Source organism: Corynebacterium sp. NML 150383 (assembly GCF_002285085.1).
GTDB classification, from domain to species: Bacteria; Actinomycetota; Actinomycetes; order Mycobacteriales; family Mycobacteriaceae; genus Corynebacterium; species Corynebacterium gottingense.
In genome coordinates, this window is record NZ_NSGK01000005.1 from 15,003 (window position 1) to 31,542 (window position 16,540).

Consider the following 16,540-nt stretch of genomic DNA (forward strand, 5'->3'; position numbering starts at 1 on the left):
TTACTGCAGCGCGTTGTCGAGGCCGTTGAAGAAGTCGTCCACCGCCTGGTCGAGCCCCAGGTCCGGCGCCGGCGCCGGCTGCTGCTGTTGCGGCGCGGGGGCGGGGGCGGGCGCGGCCGGCGCCGGCGCTTGCTGCTGCGGAGCCGGTGCGGCGGGTGCGGCCGGGTCCGGTGCGGGCGCCTGCTCGGGCTGCGACGGGGCAGCGGACTGCTGCTGCTCGGCCGGAGCCGCCGCGGCGCCGTTCCCGGACTGCGTCGTGCCCTGCTGCTGGTTGTAGTACGCCCAGGAGTTGCCGCCCAGGTTCGCGCCGCCGCCGTAGGGGTTCACACCCCAGTACACCGGCGATGCCTCGTGGAAGTTCTGGATCTCCTGGCCCTCCAGGGCCGTGTCCAGGACGTCCTTCCAAATCTTGGCCGGGGTCTGCGCGCCGTACATCAGGCCGCCGTACTCGTTGAAGATCGGCGAGGTGTTGTCGGCCGTGCCGACCCACACCGCGACAGACAGTTGCGGGGTGGAGCCGACCATCCAGGCATCCTTGTTCTGGCCGGTGTCGCCCATCTGGGCGGTACCCGTCTTGCCCGCCGACGGACGCCCGCCCGCCAGGTTGGCATAGGAGTACGGAATCACGGTCTGCATCGCCTGGATCACGTTGTCCGCAACCTGGGCGGAGACGCGGCGCTCGGCGTACTTGTCATCGTTCTCGTAGAGCACCTCACCCTGCGCGTCGGTGACGCGCTGCACGAAGTGGGTCGGGTGGTACACGCCGCGGTCCGTGAGCGTTGCCACCGCGGCGGCCATGTCGAGCACGCGCGACTGGTACTGGCCCAGCACGATGCCCTCGTAGGGCTGGCCGCCGTTCTCGCGCAGGGTCACCGGGATGCCCGGGATGGAGCGCGCCACGCCGAGGGCGTGCGCCATGTCCGCCGTGTCCTGCGTCGTATTGTCCAGGTCGTCCTGGATGCGCATGTACGCCGTGTTCGAGGAAGTACGGGTGGCCTCGGTCATGTTGATGATGCCGCCGCCACCGCCGTCGGAGTTGGTCACGGAGAACCCGCCCGGCAGGGTGACCGGGGAGGCGTCAAAGTTCGCGGTCAGCGGGATACCCTGCTGCAGGGCCGCCGCCAGCGCGAAGATCTTGAAGGTGGAGCCGGTCTGCAGGCCGGCGTTGGCATAGTCCCACCCGGAGGCCTCGTTGCCGCCGTAGTAGGCGCGCACGGCACCCGTGCCCGGCTCGACGGCGACCACGCCGGTGCGGGCGTCGTCCTGCAGGGCGGAAATGCGCTCCTCGGAGATGCGGACCGTGTCGTCCTGCGTCTTCTTATCAATCGTCGTGGTGATCTGCAGGCCGCGGTTGGTCAGGTCATCCTCCGTGATACCAATCGCGGCGAGCTCCGTCATCACCTGGTTCTTGATCAGGCCGTTCGGGCCCGTCGCCTCGGTGTAGGCGGAGTACGTCGCCGGGTCGCGCGTCTCGGGGAACTGCGCGCCCGCTCGCGTCGCCTGGTCGATCGCGCCCATCTCCACCAGGCCGTCCATGACGTAGTTCCAGCGGTCCTGGGCGCCGGCCTCGTTGTTCCACGGGTCAAGCTGGCTCGGGCGCTGAATCAGCGCGGCGAGCACCGCGCCCTCCTCCACGGTGAGTTCCGAGGCGGGCTTGGAGAAGTACGCGTGCGCCGCCGCCTCGATGCCGTAGGCGTTGCGGCCGAAGTACACGGTGTTGAGGTAGGCGTTGAGCACCTCCTCCTTGGACCAGGAGTTGGCCATCTTGATGGAGTAGACCAGCTCCTTCGCCTTGCGCTCGTAGGAGTGCTCGTTGCCCACGATCGAGTTCTTCACGTACTGCTGCGTAATCGTCGAGCCGCCGCCAGCGGAGGTGTTGCCGGTCAGCTGACCCACCGCGGCGCGGCCGAAGCCGGTGAAGGAAAAGCCGGAGTTGTCCCAGAAGTCGCGGTCCTCGGCGGCGAGCACCGCATTCTGCACCTCCTCGGGCACCGCGTCGAGCGGGATCTGCTCGCGGTTGCCCTCCGGCGGCACGACGCGCGCCAGCTCAGTCTGGGCGTCGCTGAAGTAGATGTTGGAGATCTGCGCCGCCTCAATGTCGTTGGGTTCCGGGATCTCCGCCTGCCTGTAGTTCCAGGCAAACCAGATCGCCGGGATCGCGGCGATCAGCACCAGCAGCAGAAGCAGCGCCAGCAGCCATTGCCACCACCGTGAGCGCTTTGCGCCTTTCGACGCTCGCTTGCTTGACGACGCTACCGTGCTTCCACTTTCCGAGGCGTTCTCTTTGTTTGTCACTCGTTTTCCCTCAAGACGTGCGGACGTGCGGCAGGCCTCAGACCTCGAAGCCCACTGCGCATTATTAATAGGACACACTACCCGTCCGAGACGGGAACAGCGGTCACGGCCTTCCGTAGATGATTCCACTTGCACTCTAGGCAAACTTCGACGAAGTGCACGGTGATCGGCCCCACCTCCGCGACGAGCTGGTCAATCTCCTTCGCGCTGCGGGCAGTGTTGGCGCGGCGGCCCAGGTTCCCGCCGTACACCCACTTCACTTCGCGCAGCTCGGAGCCGCAGATCGGGCAGGGGCGGTCGGCCTTGGCGCCGTGGTACTGGCTGGCGGTGCGGAGGAGGAAATCGGCGTCGCAGACGTCGTCAAGCGTGATCTTGCCCTGGCGGAGGTCCCGCAGCGTGGTGCGGCGAGCCCACTCGTGTGACACCTCGTATCTGTACGCAAACACTCGCCCCATCATAGTCGTACGGAAGCTGGTACTATTTAGTCTTCGAAAAGCGTGGAGGAGATTTCTTATGCATGAAACACCCGATCCGTACGAGATCGCGCGGAGCATTCGCCCCGCCATGACCTCGCTGTACGTCACCTACTTCCGCACGGCCGAGCACTCCGACCTGACGGGCCCGCAGCTGTCCATCCTGCGCCGGCTTGCGGACGTCGGCCCGTCCCGCATCAGCCACCTCGCGGAGGCGGAGGGCGTGCGCATGCCGACTGCCTCCAACACCGTCAACCAGCTAGAGAAGCGCGGGCTCGTGCAACGCATCCGCAGCGAGGACGACCGCCGCGGCGTGAGCGTGGAGACGACGAAACTGGGACTCGACGAACTCGAGCGCGTGGGCGACGAGCGCACGAAGTACCTCGGCGAGATGCTCGGCACGCTAGACGCCGACTCACTGCGTCGACTGGCCAGCGTCGCCGATACCATCAACCTTCTCGCCGATGCCTACGTGAATAAGGAACAGACCACAACGTAGACTGGGCGACGTGTCAGCACGTTCGTTCTCCACAGATCTCGCGCAGCTCCCCGAGACCCGGGAGGCCCTGCGCATCGTTGTTGGCTGGGACTCAAGCAACTCCAACAACACCGAGGCCCTCGAGTTCGCGGCCTGGCTCGGCCGCTCCCTGCCCGTCAAGGTGCAGGTCATGAGTGCGACCAAGAGCTCGTGGGCCAATTCCGTGTCTGAAAAGAAGCACAAGAAATGGCTCAAGCGGACGCGCGAGGAATTCCGCGACCGCGTCGACGACGCCCTCGACGGCGTCGTCCCCCGCTCGCAGCGCGCCAAGCACGTCGCCCGGCTCATTGAGAAGACGAGCAGCACGGAGCCGCTCTACGACGCCGCGCAGGCCTTCAACGCCGACATGATCGTCATGGGCTCACGCGCCAAAACCTCCAAGAAGCGCTTCCGCCCCACCTCCGTGGCCGAGGAGCTCATGCACTCCTCCACCCTGCCGCTCGGGCTGGCGCCGAAGCACGTGAAGCTGTCCAAGAAGGGCATTACGCGCGTGACCTACGCGCTTATTGACTCCGACGAAATCTCCGGCACCGGCACCCGCGACCGCTTCCCGGGCCTCGCCTACGCCGCCTCCCTTGCCTCCGTCATCGGCGTGCCGCTGCGCATTGTCGCGTTCTCCCCCGACGAGCGCAGCTCCGAGTTCTCCCACGAGCTGGCCGCCTGGAACGAGTCCACACTGGGGCTGCTCGACCGCGTCCGCGACCAGGCCTTCGAGGTCTCCGACTCGCTGGACGTGCAGACGCTGCTCGCGTCCGGGCGGGGCTGGAAGCGCGCCGTGGACAGCGTGAAATGGAAGAAGGGCGACATCATGTGCCTCGGCTCCCAGCCGTCGGGGCAGCTCAAGCGTGTGTTCGTGGGCACCCGCGAGGGCGAGTTCATCCGCTTCGCACCGGTGCCCGTAGTCATCTACCCGCGCTCGGACGCGGAGGGCTAGCCCATGCAGGAGCACCCAGAAAACGACCTGCACTCGGGGGCCGACCGGTTCAGCAGGACCCGGCCGGAGCCGCGGGACTTCGACGCGCTCGCGGACGAGCCGGACCCGGCCGAGGTGGCGGAGCGGAACCGGAGGTCGACGCGGCAGGCGCTGGGGTTCACGGTGGCGTCGATAAGCTTTTGCCTGCTCTTTGGCCTGGTGCTGTCGTGGATTCCGGGCGTGAGCGAGACCTGGTGGGCGGTGCTCACGTCCATCCCGCCGGTGGCGGCGCTGCTCGCTTGCGCCGTGATCATGGTGCGCAAGCTGAACCGCTACGAGCGGTGGGTGCCGTGGATGGGCGTGTTCTGGCTGCCGCTCGTACCGTTCACCATGGTGTGGCTGATCATCACGATTGGGAAGCTCGCCGTGTAGCGCACTCCACGCAGTACGGGTTCTCCTCCCGGCACTCGGGGCAGCTCAAGTACTGGACGCGGCACTCCGGCTCGTTGGCGCAGTTGTAAAACTGGTTCGTGTCCGCACCGCAGTGCACGCAGTGCCCCAGCTGGACGTAGTTGGGGTCGTCGGCGCCGCCGCCGAACTCGGTGTGCATGCGCTTGTCAAAGACGTAGAGGGAGCCCTCCCACAGTCCGGAGTTGCCGTACTTCTCGCCGTAGCGGACGATGCCCCCGTCGAGCTGGTACACGTCCTCGAAGCCGCGGTTCTTCATCAGGCTGGACAGCACCTCGCAGCGGATGCCGCCGGTGCAGTAGGAGACGACGGGCTTGTCCTTCATCCAGTCGTACTTGCCGCTGTCCAGCTCCTTGATGAAGTCGTGGGTGGTCTCCACGTCCGGCACGACGGCGTCCTTGAACTTGCCAATCTCCGCCTCGCGGGCGTTGCGCCCGTCAAAGAAGACGACGTCAGGGTTGTTGGCAACCAGCTCGTTGACCTCCTCGGGCGTGAGGTGGGTGCCGCCGCCGACGACGCCGTGGCTGTCCACCTTGAGCTCGCCCGGCGCGCCGAAGGACACGATCTCCTCGCGCGCTTTGACGGAGAGCTTGGGAAAGTCCTCCTTGCCGCCCTCGGACCACTTGAACTCGATGCCGCGGAAGTACTCGCGCGTCTTTTTCGCGTAGGTTTTGCACGCGTCGATCGGGCCGCCGACGGTGCCGTTGATCCCGTCCTTGGAAACGATGATTCTCCCGTACAGGCCAAGCCCCTCGCACAGGTCGCGCTGCCACAGGCGCACCGCGTCCGGGTCCGCGATGGGCTGGAACTTGTAGTACAGGAGGATCTTGCTAACGCTGGCCACGGTTACCGGCCATCAGATCTTTGTACGCCACGGCGTCGCGCGTGTAGACGCGGCGGTGGGTGCCCACTTTGTGGCCGGCAAGGCGGCCATCATCAATAAGCTTGACCACGAAGGGGCGGGAGACGCCGAGCAGGTTGGCCACCTGCTGCGTCGTCATCTCCTCCTCCGGGCCGGGGGCGGGGATGAGGCGCCCCTCCGCAATATCCTCAATAATGTCGCGCAGCCACACCGCGGTCTCCTTGGGCAGCGTGACGCTGTCCTCCGAGTGGGTGCGGGCACGGGAGAGGTTGCCGTTGAGGTCCGCCAGGGCCTGCTCCACCGGGGAGAGCTTCTCGTCTTGATCCATGCCCAACATCATACGAACAAGACGCAACGGGCGCAATACCCGAATTACCCGAACTACCGCTTGTGGTACAGGCGCTTCTTCCAGTAGGTCGGCTCGGAGGTCACCAGAACGCCCAGGTTGCGGAAGATTCCCTCGTCCACGGAGCCAAGGATGGTCGTCGTGTGAGCGTCGCAGCCGCGCAGGTTCCGCAGCTGTTCAAGCGCTGCGGCGGCGTCCGCACTCGAAGCCGCCGATACAGACAGGGCGATGAGCACCTCGTCCGTGTGCAGGCGCGGGTTCACGGAGCCGAGGTGCTTCGTCTTCAGCGTCTGGATCGGCTCGATGGAGTCGGGCGAGAGGAGGTGCACGGAATCGTCGATACCCGCGAGCTCCTTCAGCGCGTTGAGCAGCACGGCGGCCGAGGGGCCGAGCAGGTCCGAGGTCTTGCCCGTGACGATGCTCCCGTTCGGCAACTCCAGCGCGGCACCCGGCTGGCCGGTCGCCTCCGCCACCGCCAGCGCCGGCGCGACCACCGGGCGATCCGACGTGGTCACCTCCGCCTTGCGCATGACGTTGGAGATGCGGTCCGACTCGGTCGAATCGGCCTCGGCGCGGCGCTCCTCCACGAGGGTCTTGTAGTAGCGCCGGATGATCTCCTGCTCCGCGGCGTGGCGGCACGCGGTGTCGTCTGAGATGCAGTAGCCGGCCATGTTCACGCCCATGTCCGTGGGCGACTGGTACGGCGTCTCCCCCGTGACCTCGCGCAGCAGCGTCTTCAGCAGCGGGAAAACCTCGATGTCGCGGTTGTAAGAGGTGACCTTCTCCCCGTACGCCTCCAGGTGGTACTGGTCGATCACGTTGATGTCTTCCAGGTCCGCGGTGGCCGCCTCGTAGGCCAGGTTCACCGGGTGCGACAGCGGCAGGTTCCAAATGGGGAAGGTCTCAAACTTGGCGTAGCCAGCGGGGATGCCGCGCTTGTGCTCGTGGTACACCTGGCTCAGGCAGGTGGCCAGCTTGCCGGAGCCCGGCCCCGGCGCGGTCATCACGATGAGGTCGCGGGAGGTCTCCACGTAGTCGTTGCGGCCGAAGCCGTTGTCGGAGACCACCGTCGCCGTGTCGTTGGGGTAGCCCGGGATCATGTAGTGGCGCGACACCTTCAGGCCCAGGCGGCCGAGGCGCTCGAGGAAGGCCTCGACGTTCTCGTTGTGGCCCTCCAGCTGCGTGACCACCACGTTTTCCACGAGGAAGCCGCGGTCGCGGAACACGTCCACGAGGCGCAGCACGTCATCTTCGTAGGTGATGCCCAGGTCCGCGCGCACCTTCTGGCGCACGACGTCGCCGGCGTTGAAGCAGATGACAATCTCCACTTCGTCCTTAATCCGGTCCAGCATGGCGATCTTGTTGTCCGGGGTGAACCCGGGGAGGACGCGGGAGGCGTGGTGATCGTCGAAAAGCTTGCCCCCCATCTCTAGATAGAGTTTGCCGCCGATTTCCCGCCTGCGGGCGGTGATGTGCTCGGACTGCATCTGAATATATTTCTCTCGGTCAAACCCGATCTTGTACGGCATGGAAGCAATACTACAATCTGCGCCATGAATCTTGCGGAGCGGCGCTTTGCCTGAAGGTCACGTCATCCACCGCCTGGCCACGCGCCTGAACGACGACTTCCGGGGCGCGCCCATCGCCGCCTCCTCGCCCCAGGGGCGCTTCGATGCATCGCTTATCGACGCCCACCCGCTCCTCGCCGCACGCGCCCACGGCAAGCACCTGTTTTTGGAGTTTGCGCCGGCGACCGTGCACATCCACCTGGGCCTCATCGGCTCGCTGCGCTTCGAGCCGGCCGAGGACGTGTGGGGCCAGATCCGGCTGCGGCTCGTGCCGGATCGTGGGAGGGGCGCGGTGGCGGCCAACCTGCGCGGGCCGCAGACCTGCGCCTACCTCAACCCGGCGGAGGTTGCCGCCATCTTAGAGCGCACTGGCGAAGACCCGCTCGACGCGGGCGCGGACCCGGACGCGCTGTGGGCGCGCGTGCACCGTTCGAAGCGCACGATCGGCTCGCTGATGATGGACCAGGCCTACTTTGCCGGGGTGGGCAACATCTACCGCGCAGAGCCGCTGTTCCGGCTCGGCCTCTCCCCGTTCACACCGGGGCGGGCGCTGGATCGCGCCGAGTTCGACGCGCTGTGGGCCGACCTGGTGCAGCTCATGCACTACGGGGTCGAGCACGGCCGCATCGACACGGTGCGCGACGAACACGCGCCGGAGGCGATGGGGCGCGAGCCCCGCAAGGACGACCACGGCGGCGAGGTCTACGTGTACCGCCGGGCAGGCCAGCCCTGCTACGTGTGCGGCGACGAGATCGCGCTGCGCAAGGTGGAGGGGCGCAACCTGTTCTGGTGCCCCACCTGCCAGCGCGACTAGCCTGGCCGGTATGTACGCCTGCACTTTTACCGTCGCCCAGGTCCGCGCCGCCGAGCAGCCATTATTGGACGCGCAAACCTCGCCGGACGAGCTCATGCAACAGGCCGCGCACGCCGTGGCCCAGGTCGCCCGCGCGATGGTGGAGCCCGGTAGCCGGGTGCTCGCGGTGGCGGGGCCGGGCGGCAACGGCGGCGACGCGCTCTACGCGGCCGCGGAGCTGGCCATGTCCGGCTACCGCGTAGACGCGCTGCTGGTGGCGGGCCGTGCGCAGGAGCGGGCGCTTTCGGCGCTGCGCAACGCGGGCGGGACGGTGGTGGAGCGTGTTGCCCGCGCGTATGACCTGGCCATCGACGGCATGACCGGTATTGGTGGTACTGCGGGACTGCGCGCGGAATACGCGGAGGTGGTGGAGGCGCTGCGGGGGACGCGCGTGCTCGCGGTCGACGTGCCCTCCGGGGTCGACGCCGACACGGGCGAGGGCGGCGAGCTCCACGTCACCGCGGACGCGACCGTGACCTTCGGCGGGTTCCGCCGCGCCCACGTCCTGGCCGCCGCGTGCGGGGTGCAGCTGATTGCGGACATCGGGATCGGCGGGCGCCACCTCTACGAAACGCTCGTGGACACGCTGCCCTTGTGGTCCGCCGACGGCCCGCCGCTGCTCACCGCAAACCGCGCCGTTGTCCCGGACTTCCCTCTCCCTGAGGGGATGCGCACCCTGCTCCCTGCACCCGTGCCGTCGGTGGAGCCCGGCGCGGCCGACGACAAATACTCCGGCGGCGTGGTGGGCATCCGCGCAGGAAGTAGTACCTATCCGGGCGCGGCGCTGCTGTGCACGGCGGGCGCGGTCAACGCCTCCCCGGCGATGGTGCGCTACGCAGGCCCGCAGGCCGCCGAGGTGGTGCGCGCACATCCTGAGGTCGTCGTCGCGGATTCCGTGGATGCGTCCGGTCGCGTCCAGGCCTGGGTGTTCGGCCCCGGCGCGGGCACCGGCGAGGGGGAGGCCGAGGAGCTGCGCGCCCTGCTCAGCGCCCCCGAGCCGTTGCTTCTCGACGCCGACGCGCTCACCCTCCTTGCCACCCACCCCGACCTCCTGTCCGCCCTGCGTGAGCGCGACACCTACACGGCGCTCACTCCGCACGACGGCGAGTTCGCCCGGCTGCGCGAGGCGGCGGGCCTTTCCGCGGATTCGCGGATGGAGGAGACGCTCGCCCTCGCCGCACACCTCGGCTGCGACGTCTTGCGCAAGGGGCGCGCCACACTCATCTCCGACGGCCACCTCGTCTACGGCCTTGACGCCGGGCACTCCTGGGCCGCGACCCCGGGTTCCGGCGACGTGCTCGCCGGCATTGCGGGCGCACATCTGGCCCGGCGCGCGGAGACCTCCTCGCTCATCGCCGCGGCGACCGTGCACGCCGTGGCCGCGAAGCTGGCCGCGGCCACCGAGTTCGGTGATGCGACCGCACCCGCAAGCCGGATCGCCGCGTTTGTCCGCGAGGCTACCGCTCTACTGACCACAACGACTCTGGAGGCGAACAATGCTTGATGCCGCGATCATCGGTGGTGGCCAATCTGCACTCGCGACCGCTTACTACCTGCGCAAGTACAAGGTGGATTTCACCATCTTCGGCGACCGTGCTGCCGGCGCTTGGCCGACGTACTGGGATAACCTCACGTTGTTTTCCCGCGCGGAATTTTCCAACTTGCCCGGCTGGCCTATGCCCGCCTTCGACGGCTATCCGCCGCGCGACCACGTCGTGGACTACCTCACGCGCTACGAGCAGCGCTACAGCTTCCCCGTCGTTCGTGAGCGCGTGGAGCGCATTTCGCTTGACGACGCCACGTTTACCCTCCACCCCCAACGCGTCACCGCCCGCAACGTGATCATGGCCACCGGTAACGTCCCGTTCGTGCCTCACTACCCGGGCACGTTCCCCGGAGTGCAGCTGCACGCCTCCGAATACCGCAACCCGCAGCAGTTGGCGGGCAAACGCGTCGCCGTGGTGGGATCCGGCGATTCCGGGGCGCAGATCACCGCTGACCTGGCGCTGGGCGGGGTTGATGTAGTGTGGCTGACCCGCCACGCGCCGCGCTTCATGCCGGATGACGTGGATGGTTCGGACTTGTTCCGCCGCAACCGTGAACGTTTCGTCGCTATCTCACAGGGCAAGCCGGACCCGGGCGGGGCCGACTTCGGCGGCGACATCGTCGTGGTGCCCGAGGTACGCCGCGCCCGCGACGCCGCGCTGATGCGCACGGAGACGGTGCCGGACACGCTTGATGAGGTTTCGGCACTTGGGGTCGAGACGATCGTGTGGGCCACGGGCTTCCGCCCGGCGCTCGGGCCGGTACGCGGCCTGGACCGCAACACCCCGGGGCTGTGGTTTGTGGGCTACAACCGCATCAACGGGCCTGGCGCCGCGACGCTTGGTGGCGTGAGTCCTTTTGCCAGGGACGTGGCTCAGGCGGTGGCGGGGCGTCGATAAGCACTCGCCCAGGTCATCGCGGCCCAGACCGCTGGGACGCCGGGGACGACGATGAGGAGGTAGTAGGGCCACTTGCCAAAGAGCTCGAGGATGGACCAGCCGCGCGGGTAGCCGGCGAGGAAGCCGTAGTTGCCGCCGGTGATGCGGTTGGCGGTGGCGGCGAAACCGGCCCAAGCGACGGTGATGGCGGTGGTGATGCGCCAGTCGCGCCAGGTGGGGCGGTAGCCGAGGCCGAAGGTGAGCACGGTCGGGACGACGAGGGCGGCGCTGTGGAAGAACCAGTACGCGAATTCCTGCAGGCCCGGGAAGTCCTGGACGTACGCCATGTCGGGGAAGAGCAGTGCCATGGGGTTCAGGAGGAAACCCCAGTAGAAGGACAGGGCGGCTGCGGTGGGATTGTCGGTGAGCAGCGCCGTCGGGGTGATAACGCGGAGGAAGTCCGTGATGTGGAAGGGGGCGGTTTCGTCCCACACGATGTTGCTCGGCGCGAGGACCCAGCAGTAGTAGGCGAAAACGAGGATGCCCAGGACGGCGCCGGCGACCTTTCGCGCAGCTTTGACCACATTGCGGGGCAGGTTGCGGGCCGCGACGACGAGGATGCCACAGCAGAGAATGAGGACCACGAGTATGGAGAGGTGCCGAGCGTCGTACTGTGTCATCGTCCGGTAGGTGCGTCCGTTGCGCGACGTCCAGTCCGGCGGTTGGAGCGGCTGTAGCTGCATGCGAGTAAGGGTACCGCGGTTAGGGTGTCTAAGAATTACAATGGTGTAACTTCTCAGGTTCAGCCCGTCTACCTCGATCTGGACCATTAAGGAGCCACCCCCATATAGGGGCGCTTTTAAACTATTGACAGGCGATATTTAATAATACCATATCAATACACAGCTCCTGCCTGGGATTATGTCAATATACACGGTCATTACCGTTTTTATAAAGCGAACACGGCTCACGCAAATGCTTCCATTTATGTATTCCTCAGGTAACATAATCAGCGTGTTCAACAATCAGAGATTCGCAGCAGCAGCCACCGCCGTCGCCCTGGGCGCGTGCGCTGTCATTGCGCCACAAGCGCAGGGCGCAACTGTTGGTAGTAACGACTCTGGTTCATGCCACATCCAGCTGAACAGCCAGGAGCAGCAGGAATACGAGCGCGTCGCGTTCGCTTCCACCAAGTTCAACCAGGATGACAACTGGCGCCAGGCCTTCGAGGTCGCGTTCCCTGCCGCCGGCGACATCGCCGCCGAGTTCCAGGACGCCTACGAGAACGGCGGCCGCGAGTCCTTCAACGACAACCTGATGGACAACCTGAACGCGTGGGCCGACCGGATTTCCGCAGAAACCGGTGTCTCGCACGACGCGTCCTTCTGGTACTTCTCCCACCTGTGGAACAGCCTCGCTGTCTCCACCGAGCCGGACATCGCGCTGGTCAAGTTCTGGGACGACGTGCACGACTCCCTCGACGCGGGCACCATCACCGCTTCGGAACAGGATGCCGCGTCTGAATCCGCCTTCCGCCCGGTCGCCCCGCTGGCCGTCCTGGAGCAGGAACGCAAGGCCCAGTTCCCGGAGCTGAGCCCGGAGCACGCGGCCGCGTGGACCGACGCCTTCGTGGAGTCGGAGGCCCTGGCCGACTACCGCAAGGGCGCCGCATTCGAGTCCGTCTTCCAGCAGGCCCGCCAGGAATGCGCAGAGGGCGGCGATGCCATCGTCCTGTTCCCTACCGACGGTGCAAACCCCGACGCGCAGCGCGCGGCGGAGAAGACCGACCAGGGCGCGGACGTGCTTCCCTCGGCAGAGCAGAACCCGCTGACCACTGAGCAGACTGACCAGCCTGAGCGCACCGAGCACGAAAACGGCACCGAGAACGGCACGACGACCACCGTCGTGCGGGAGAACGGCAAAACCACCGTCAACGTCTCCGTCACCTCGCGCACCAAGTCGCGCACCGCATCGGAGCCGACCGACAGGCCGGACAACAAGCAGGAGGACGAGCCCAAGGTGGACACCGCCGCCGCAGCCGGCAAGCACATCTCCGTTGACTCCGGCATCATCGCCGCTATCGTGCTCGCCCTGCTGGCGACCATCGGCGGCGCAGTCTTCTCCTTCCTTGGCTAGACCCCGAGCAGGGCACCGATGAGAACGCTCGCCGCACTCGCCACCGCGACCGCACTGGTCTGCGGTGGCGTTGCCGTTGCGCCCATTCCCGCCGCGAGCGCGGCCACCTGCACGCTCACCATGGAGCCGGAGGCCTTCGGTGCGGCCAGCGACGCCGCGCACCTCTACCTCGAGCGCGAGGCAAACCTCATCTACGCCCGCTACGGATCCTTCGTCGAGGCATTCCCCGAGGTGCGCAGCGTCGAGTCCGGCGTGCGCCGCCGCATCCTCGAGGAAGCGCTAGGCATCTACATCGATGACGCCCACTTCGCCGACCCCACCACCACCGAGCACGCGTACGCTCTCGAGGCGTTCGCCGACCTCGGCCTGCCCGAGTCCGTGGCCAACTGGTACCTGCAGCGCCACTCGCCCACGCAGACCACCCACAACCCGCAAATCACCGAGGTCGAGCACTACAAGGACTTCGTCGCCACCGACGGCCAAGTGCCCGTGGGCAAGGACGCCCCGGACTGGTTCACCCCCACCGGCATGGCCACCGACCCGGAGGCGGTCGCCGAGCAGCTCACCCAAGAGTTCCCGGGCCTGATGCTTGCCGATGCCACGCGCTGGGCCGACACACTCACCTCCACCGCGACGTACGAGAACCTGCGCGCCGTCGACCGCTACGCCAATTACTTTGACCAGCAGGACGCGCAGTGCGAGGCGGACCACGCGGAGCCGACCGAAACGCCGACCGAAACGCCGCAGCCGGAAACAGACATCATCCCCATCATCGCCGGGGTCCTCATGCTGCTGGGCATCTTCGGCTACGGGGCGTTCGCGTACACGCATTTCTACGCCTAGATTGTTCGTGTGACCAATCTGCAGACATCCCAATCCCAGAAATTCCCTGTGGTCCCCCTCGCGGCGATGAGCTTCGCGGCGTTCGTCTACGTCACATTTGAGATGTTCGCCGTCGGCCTCATCTCTCCGATGGCCTCGGATCTCAACGTCTCCGAGGGCCAGATCGGCCTCCTGATGAGTGTGTACGCCGGCCTCGTCGCCATCGTGACCATCCCGCTCATGGCCGCGACCCGCAAGGTGAACCGACGCCCCCTCTTCATGGCCACACTCGGCTTCCTGCTCGCGGGCATCATCTTGCAGGCAATCGCGCACACCTACTGGGTCCTCGTGGTGGGCCGAGTGTGCGCGGCGCTCACGCACGGCCTGTTCTGGTCGCTGGTCAACCCCATGGCGTCGAGACTCGCCCCGCAGGGCATGACCGGCAAGGCGGTCGCGGCGGTCTCGCTCGGCTCCACGCTCTCGCTGGTGGTCGGCTCCCCGCTCACCACCTCACTCGGCGGGCTGATCGGGTGGCGCGGCTCCACCTGGGTCCTCGGCGTCGCGGTCCTCTTCGCGTTCCTGCTGCTGCTCAAGACGCTGCCCAGCATGCCGGCCATCCCGCCGACGCCGGCGGAGACCGCGCAGCAGCAGCGCTCCGCCATCCCCTCGCTCGTCTTCTACCTGGCGTTCTCCGTCACCGCGGTCTTCGCCACATTCACCTACCTGGCGCTGCTCGTGGAAAACACGGCGGGGCACGCGTTCGTCCCCATCGGGCTCGGCGCGTACGGCGCGTTCGGCCTCGTCGGCGTCGTGCTCGCGGGCAATCGTGTCGACGTCCGCATGATCCGCCTCAACGGCTTCGCTGGGATCCTGCTCATTGTCGCCGCGCTCGTCGGGCTCATCGGCCTGCACACCGGCTCGGGCGTGATCATGTTCATCATGATCGCCATCTTCGGTACCGCGGCGGGCGCGCTGCCCACCGTCGCCACCACCATCTTCCTGTTCGCCGGCAAGCGCAACCAGGACCTGGCCAGCTCCATCTACGTGGTGACGTTCCAGGTCGGCATCGCCTCCGGCTCCGCGCTCGGCGCGGCGGCAGTGGACGCGGGCTACCTCTCCGGCACCCTCCTCATCACGCTGCTGCTCGCCGCCTGCGGGTTCGGCGTGCTTACGCTGCTCTCGCGACCGAAGCTGCGGTAACCTGCCCGTCCGCCACGCGGACGACCTCGTCGGACGAGGAGATGAGCTCCGTGTCGTGGGTGACAAAGCCGCAGGCGATGTTGCGGTCCTGCACCAGGTTGCGCAGCAGGGCGACGATCTCGTGCGAACGCTCCGAGTCCAGCGCCGCGGTCGGCTCGTCGGCCAGGATCAGCGACGGCTCGCCCATGAGCGCGCGGGCGATGCCGACGCGCTGGCGCTGACCGCCGGACAGCTGCTGCATCTTGCGGTCGCCCAGGCCCTCCAGGCCCACGGTGGCGAGCAGCTCGTCGGCGCGCTCCTTGCGCGGCTTGACGCCGCGGATGTGGTCGGTGACCAGGAGCTGGTCGCGGACGTTGAGGGCGCCGATCAGGTTGGCCTGCTGGAAAATCATGCCGATTTTTTCGAGGCGGACGCGGGTGTCCACGGGCGTGTCGTCGATAAGCACTGTGCCCGAGTCGGGCGTGAGCAGGCCCGCGGCCGCGGAGAGCAGGGTGGACTTGCCCGAGCCGGACTCGCCGACGATGAAGGTGAGGTGGCCCGGGGTGGCGCTGAAGGAGATGTTGTCCAGGGCGGTGAGGCGCTCCTGGCCGTCCTGGAAGGTGACGGTGACGTTGTCCATGGTGAGCATTTAGGCGATACCTCCGAGTGCAAGTTGTGGTTCGACGTTGGTGATGGAGCGGGTGGCAAACAGGGCGCCGGCGAGGCCGAGGACCCAGATGAGCAGCGGCGGGCCGACCGTGGACAGCGCGGAGAGCGTGAACGGGACCGTGCCGCCGACGAGCGCACCAAAACCGGTGGCGATGGCGGCGCCGAGGATGACGCCGACCGCCAGGATGATGGCGGACTGGCCGAGCGCGTCCTTGCGCAGGTAGCCGTTCGACGCGCCGATCGCCTTGAGGATGGCCAGGTCGCGGGTGCGCTGCATCGTCCACACGGTGAGGAAGGCGACGATGACCAGCGCCGCGATGGCGTACAGGAAGCCCTGGATCATGAGCAGGGAGCCACGCTCGGAGCCGTAGGCCGGCAGGGCGTTGAAAGAGTCGGACAGCTTCATGCCGCGGTCGTCGCTGGCAAGGAGGACCGTTCCCTCGGCATCGGTGTGCATGGCGGCCTGCCAATCCCTGGTGGGCACCCACAGGACCGGGGAGTGCGAGTACTCCAGGTCCTCTGTGGTGCTGCCCACGGTCACGGGCGCGCCGCCCACGGTGAGCTCCTCGCCCGGGGTCAGGCCCAGGGACTCGGAGGCGACGGCGTCGGTGCCCACCACCTCGCCGTTGGGCAGCCTCGTGCCCTCCGGCAGGCCCAGGATGGCCACGGACTCCTCGGTGCCGTCCGCGCGGGACAGCAGGGTCTGGCCGGTGCCCAGCGGGACATCGCCGGCCTGCGCGTCCTCCGGGCCCACGCGGGACGTGGTGTAGGAGGGCTCCTCCATATCCTTGAACACGACCGAGTGCGGGTTGAGCGCCTCAAGCGCCGACGTATTCTGCTTGCCAAGGCCAGCCGTCAGACCGGTGAGCATGACGACGAGGAGAGTGATCAGCCCCACGACGCCAATGATCAGGCCAAAGCGACCCTTGGCGTTTCCAATTTCTCTCAATCCAACGAACATGCCCCAATTATCTACCTGACCTGCACCGTTCCAC

Annotated in this window: 17 protein-coding genes; 9 read left to right on the top strand and 8 right to left on the bottom strand. The window is 67.2% G+C overall.

Going from position 1 to position 16,540, the window contains the following annotated elements; translation table 11 throughout:
* The gene (locus tag CKJ85_RS06385) at nt 1-2,295 is read right to left on the bottom strand and encodes a transglycosylase domain-containing protein (RefSeq protein ID WP_095553785.1); all 2,295 of its coding nucleotides are present in this window, start codon (nt 2,293-2,295) and stop codon (nt 1-3) included.
* Between the two features lie 77 nt (nt 2,296-2,372).
* The gene (locus tag CKJ85_RS06390) at nt 2,373-2,750 is read right to left on the bottom strand and encodes a DUF5318 family protein (RefSeq protein ID WP_095553876.1); all 378 of its coding nucleotides are present in this window, start codon (nt 2,748-2,750) and stop codon (nt 2,373-2,375) included.
* Nucleotides 2,751-2,808: 58 nt separating this feature from the next.
* Between CKJ85_RS06390 and CKJ85_RS06395 the strand changes: the two genes are divergently transcribed.
* The 3 genes from CKJ85_RS06395 to CKJ85_RS06405 are packed head-to-tail and all read left to right on the top strand — an operon-like array spanning nt 2,809 to nt 4,651.
* Entirely contained in the window at nt 2,809-3,267 is a 459-nt protein-coding gene (locus CKJ85_RS06395; RefSeq protein WP_095553786.1) for a MarR family winged helix-turn-helix transcriptional regulator, read from the top strand.
* Between the two features lie 10 nt (nt 3,268-3,277).
* Complete coding sequence (locus CKJ85_RS06400) at nt 3,278-4,240, top strand: universal stress protein (RefSeq protein ID WP_095553787.1); 963 nt, start codon at nt 3,278-3,280, stop codon at nt 4,238-4,240.
* 3 nt (nt 4,241-4,243) lie between these two features.
* Nucleotides 4,244-4,651 carry a hypothetical protein gene (locus tag CKJ85_RS06405; RefSeq protein ID WP_095278356.1) on the top strand — a complete coding sequence of 136 codons (408 nt, stop codon included), beginning with the start codon at nt 4,244-4,246 and terminating at the stop codon, nt 4,649-4,651.
* Here the strand turns inward: CKJ85_RS06405 and CKJ85_RS06410 are convergent.
* From CKJ85_RS06410 to CKJ85_RS06420, 3 genes are read right to left on the bottom strand one after another with little or no spacing between them, the layout of a single operon-like run.
* A complete protein-coding gene (locus CKJ85_RS06410; RefSeq protein ID WP_095553788.1) occupies nt 4,626-5,531 on the bottom strand; it encodes a rhodanese-related sulfurtransferase in 906 nt (301 codons plus the stop codon). The genes CKJ85_RS06405 and CKJ85_RS06410 overlap by 26 nt on opposite strands.
* Nucleotides 5,518-5,877: an excisionase family DNA-binding protein gene (locus CKJ85_RS06415; RefSeq protein WP_233125432.1), complete on the bottom strand. Its 360-nt coding sequence runs from the start codon at nt 5,875-5,877 to the stop codon at nt 5,518-5,520. The genes CKJ85_RS06410 and CKJ85_RS06415 overlap by 14 nt, the downstream gene beginning before the upstream one ends.
* Before the next feature lie 53 nt (nt 5,878-5,930).
* On the bottom strand, nt 5,931-7,424 hold the full coding sequence (locus CKJ85_RS06420) for a DUF1846 domain-containing protein (RefSeq protein WP_095278362.1): 1,494 nt from the start codon (nt 7,422-7,424) through the stop codon (nt 5,931-5,933).
* A gap of 46 nt (nt 7,425-7,470) precedes the next feature.
* Between CKJ85_RS06420 and CKJ85_RS06425 the strand changes: the two genes are divergently transcribed.
* From CKJ85_RS06425 to CKJ85_RS06435, 3 genes are read left to right on the top strand one after another with little or no spacing between them, the layout of a single operon-like run.
* Complete coding sequence (locus CKJ85_RS06425; protein ID WP_095547961.1) at nt 7,471-8,277, top strand: Fpg/Nei family DNA glycosylase; 807 nt, start codon at nt 7,471-7,473, stop codon at nt 8,275-8,277.
* Nucleotides 8,278-8,287: 10 nt separating this feature from the next.
* The gene (locus tag CKJ85_RS06430) at nt 8,288-9,820 is read left to right on the top strand and encodes a bifunctional ADP-dependent NAD(P)H-hydrate dehydratase/NAD(P)H-hydrate epimerase (RefSeq protein ID WP_095553789.1); all 1,533 of its coding nucleotides are present in this window, start codon (nt 8,288-8,290) and stop codon (nt 9,818-9,820) included.
* Complete coding sequence (locus CKJ85_RS06435; RefSeq protein ID WP_095553790.1) at nt 9,813-10,760, top strand: NAD(P)-binding domain-containing protein; 948 nt, start codon at nt 9,813-9,815, stop codon at nt 10,758-10,760. The genes CKJ85_RS06430 and CKJ85_RS06435 overlap by 8 nt, the downstream gene beginning before the upstream one ends.
* Here CKJ85_RS06435 and CKJ85_RS06440 read toward each other — a convergent pair.
* Complete coding sequence (locus CKJ85_RS06440; RefSeq protein WP_095553791.1) at nt 10,736-11,482, bottom strand: TIGR02206 family membrane protein; 747 nt, start codon at nt 11,480-11,482, stop codon at nt 10,736-10,738. The two genes, CKJ85_RS06435 and CKJ85_RS06440, sit on opposite strands and share 25 nt — an antisense overlap.
* Nucleotides 11,483-11,753: 271 nt before the next feature.
* Between CKJ85_RS06440 and CKJ85_RS06445 the strand changes: the two genes are divergently transcribed.
* The 3 genes from CKJ85_RS06445 (at nt 11,754) to CKJ85_RS06455 (ending at nt 14,897) form a co-directional block, all read left to right on the top strand.
* Nucleotides 11,754-12,875 carry a hypothetical protein gene (locus CKJ85_RS06445; RefSeq protein ID WP_095553792.1) on the top strand — a complete coding sequence of 374 codons (1,122 nt, stop codon included), beginning with the start codon at nt 11,754-11,756 and terminating at the stop codon, nt 12,873-12,875.
* An 18-nt stretch (nt 12,876-12,893) separates the two neighbouring features.
* The gene (locus CKJ85_RS06450) at nt 12,894-13,718 is read left to right on the top strand and encodes a hypothetical protein (protein ID WP_095553793.1); all 825 of its coding nucleotides are present in this window, start codon (nt 12,894-12,896) and stop codon (nt 13,716-13,718) included.
* Between the two features lie 66 nt (nt 13,719-13,784).
* Nucleotides 13,785-14,897, top strand: coding sequence for an MFS transporter (locus CKJ85_RS06455; protein WP_095553877.1), 1,113 nt, complete (start codon nt 13,785-13,787; stop codon nt 14,895-14,897).
* Here CKJ85_RS06455 and CKJ85_RS06460 read toward each other — a convergent pair.
* A complete protein-coding gene (locus tag CKJ85_RS06460; protein ID WP_095278378.1) occupies nt 14,866-15,525 on the bottom strand; it encodes an ABC transporter ATP-binding protein in 660 nt (219 codons plus the stop codon). The genes CKJ85_RS06455 and CKJ85_RS06460 overlap by 32 nt on opposite strands.
* Complete coding sequence (locus tag CKJ85_RS06465; protein WP_095545654.1) at nt 15,526-16,506, bottom strand: ABC transporter permease; 981 nt, start codon at nt 16,504-16,506, stop codon at nt 15,526-15,528.
* Nucleotides 16,507-16,540: the final 34 nt, after the last annotated feature.